At 54.5% G+C, this 2,787-nt stretch carries 2 protein-coding genes; both read left to right on the top strand.

All coding sequences use genetic code 11. The annotated features are described in order from the left end of the window. The first annotated feature begins 63 nt into the window (after positions 1–63). On the top strand, positions 64–1,203 hold the full coding sequence (locus A3714_RS00955; protein ID WP_231867805.1) for a hypothetical protein: 1,140 nt from the start codon (positions 64–66) through the stop codon (positions 1,201–1,203). A gap of 2 nt (positions 1,204–1,205) precedes the next feature. Then, the coding region (locus A3714_RS00950; protein WP_197463338.1) for an L-type lectin-domain containing protein at positions 1,206–2,787 on the top strand (1,582 nt) is incomplete at its 3' end.

The following is a 2,787-nucleotide window of genomic DNA, read 5'->3' as shown; positions in this document are numbered from 1 at the left end:
CGCTGACAGCCAGATCATAGGAGNCCTGAGGGCGCCGGTCCGGAAGCCTCACCGGTGCAGACCGTGAATGCGGCCCCCGGCGAGCAGGCGGTACTGCGTCTGGTGGTGAATAATACCGGCGCCCGTCAGGACTCCTATGATCTGGCTGTCAGCGATACGGACTTTGCACCGGGTCAGCTACCTTCGGGGTGGCAAGTGAGTTTTTATCGCGACGGCGGTAACGGTGACTGCGCCTCACTGGGTGCGGGGCTCAACAACACCGGACTGATCCCCGCCGGTGACAACCGGCTGATCTGTGCCCAGATCACTGCACCGGCAGAAGCACAAGGGGGCGATACCCTCTCCGTGTATTTCCGTGCCTTGTCGCCGACCAGCGGCGCCAGTGATATCAAGCTGGATGCGGTAGTCGTGGTGGCCGGCCCTGCCCTGGCGCTGACCCCGGATCAGGTGGGGCAGGTGGAGCCAGGTAGCTCGGTGGTCTATACCCATCAACTGACCAATACCGGTAATGTGCCGTTAAATAATGTGCTGCTGGCGGGCACTCCTGATGCGGCGGCAGATAACGGCTGGTCGATCGTGCTCTATGAAGACTCGAACGGTAATGGTGTCTGGGACCCGGCTGATGCTGTGATCAATGACAGCGTGGCACTGCAAACAGCGGGCAATGACGGCGTTCTTGAGGTGGGCGAAAGTCTGGCGATTTTCTCCAGGATTTTTGCGCCGGCGTCAGTGGCCTACGGCATCACCAATGTGAAAACGCTGACGGTAACGGCGGACGGTGCCGGTCAGAGTGTGTCGGACTCGGCAACGGATACCACTACCACCAATAATACGGATGTGGCGATCACCAAAGAGCAGGCGCTGGACTCGGACTGCAATGGTGTCCCGGATGGCCCTGGTAGCTGCAGCGGGGACGACTGTTTTGTCTTCACCCGTTTCGAGGTAACGCCCGGCGAGCAGTGTGTCATTTACCGGCTCACGGCGACCAATACCGGCGCCGAGCCCATGTACCAGGTCACTATCAATGATCGTACACAACCGTTTACCCGTATGCTGGCGGCGGCAACCAGCTGTGTGGCTCCGGCCGGGCCCTGCAGTGTGACGGCACCGCCGGATGCGGGGACTGGCGATGTTTCTGCGGAGGTCGGCCTGTTGGGTGCGGGTGAAGCCGCTGTGCTGATTTTCGGTTTGCGGGTGGAATGAGAATGGCTCAGAGAAATTCTTTTGAAACCAAGGCTTTTCTGTCTGGCATGCCGTGTGCGGTATTTTTTGTTTTGCTCGTGTTGTTGGTGATCAGTCAGCAGGCATGGGGTGTCAGCGTTCCCTTAAGCGGAACAAGAAACGTTTTTTCCGGCCAGGATTGTGATTTGGCCAGTTATCGTTTTGGAACCAATACCACCTATGAAGGGCAGCCTCTGGATCTTCTGGTGGAGGTTTTGAGCGAAGATAATGAACACGCGCCGGGGGGAGGGCGACCAAGCTGTGTGGGTGTCGGAAACCAGGTTCTGGAAGTGTATATCAACGATCAGGACGCTGGAGATAATGCAGCCCATGTAGACATGCGTTTGACATTGGTCCGGGCAGGGACATCGAGTCCTGTGGAAGTGGATCGTTTGATTGTCACCGGGTTTGATCTGGATTCGTCTTCCGGGACTGCCACGGATGATCTGTACTTCAATACCGGCCCTGCTACCCAGTCCTACGTATCAGAAAATTCGCAGACTTCCGTTCTCTCCGGCTCTTATTTTGGAGGGAGTTACAATACTCGTATTCAGGGTCGAACATCAGGGAACTGTACGGATGACAGTAATTCGGTTGACCCGGAATGTCGTGCCAGTGTGGTTTTTGTAGGAACCTCCACTGCGAATATTCGGATACAGAATGATAATGCTTACGGTAACAATTCAGGCGTGGGTTCATACCGGGGTTATTTTATTTCATTCCGGGTCGACGACTTTGAAGACCTGATCGAAAGCAATACCGATTATGGCGACACTCCTGCTGCTTATGCCTCATCCAGGCAGTCGATTTCCAGTCAGTTAGGTCTGGGTCGAGGTCTGGTTGCGGATAGCGATGCGGCGCAGCAGCAAAGCGCCAATGCTGATGGCGATGATAATGACGGTACGGGTGGCGCGGTTGTCAATTTCGATGACGAAGACGGTGTTTCTGTTTCCGGTCAGTCGTTAAATGGGCGCGTTTTTACGCCAGGTGAAAATGTTGATATTGATTTCTCTACCTTTGGTAGTGGTTACCTGAATGCCTGGTTTGACTGGAATCGGGATAATGATTTTTCTGATCCCGGCGAGAGAGTGGTAACGGACTTATATATTGAAAATAATGGCGAAACCAACAATGGTGTCGGGTCCAGTAATTTTATTACAGAAACCGCTGTGCCGATATCCGTACCGGCCAGTCTTTCAGATGGAAACAGTTTTGCCCGGTTTAAATTTACCCGGTCCCCGAATCCGGGTATTGGAAATAGCCCGGATGATGGTGAGGTCGAAGACTACGGCATCACCTTGAGTTCCCTGTTTTGCGACCTGCCTGTTTCGACGAGTATGCAGTTAAGTGGTACTGCAACACGAGATAACAGCACTGGCGAAATTACCTTAACGCAAGACCTGGGTAACCAGGCTGGTGCCGCATGGTCGGATAACCGTATCAGTCTGCTTTCTCCATTTACGGTGGAGTTCTCCGTTTATCTGGGCACCAAGAATGCCTCTGGCGCTGATGGTATTGCATTCGCATTTCAGAATGACCCGGAGGGCAATGCGGCCACGGGGGTTT

Origin of the sequence: Alcanivorax sp. HI0007, assembly GCF_001635525.1 — a bacterium.
GTDB lineage: Bacteria > Pseudomonadota > Gammaproteobacteria > Pseudomonadales > Alcanivoracaceae > Alcanivorax.
This window is presented reverse-complemented; position numbering and strand designations above follow the sequence as displayed.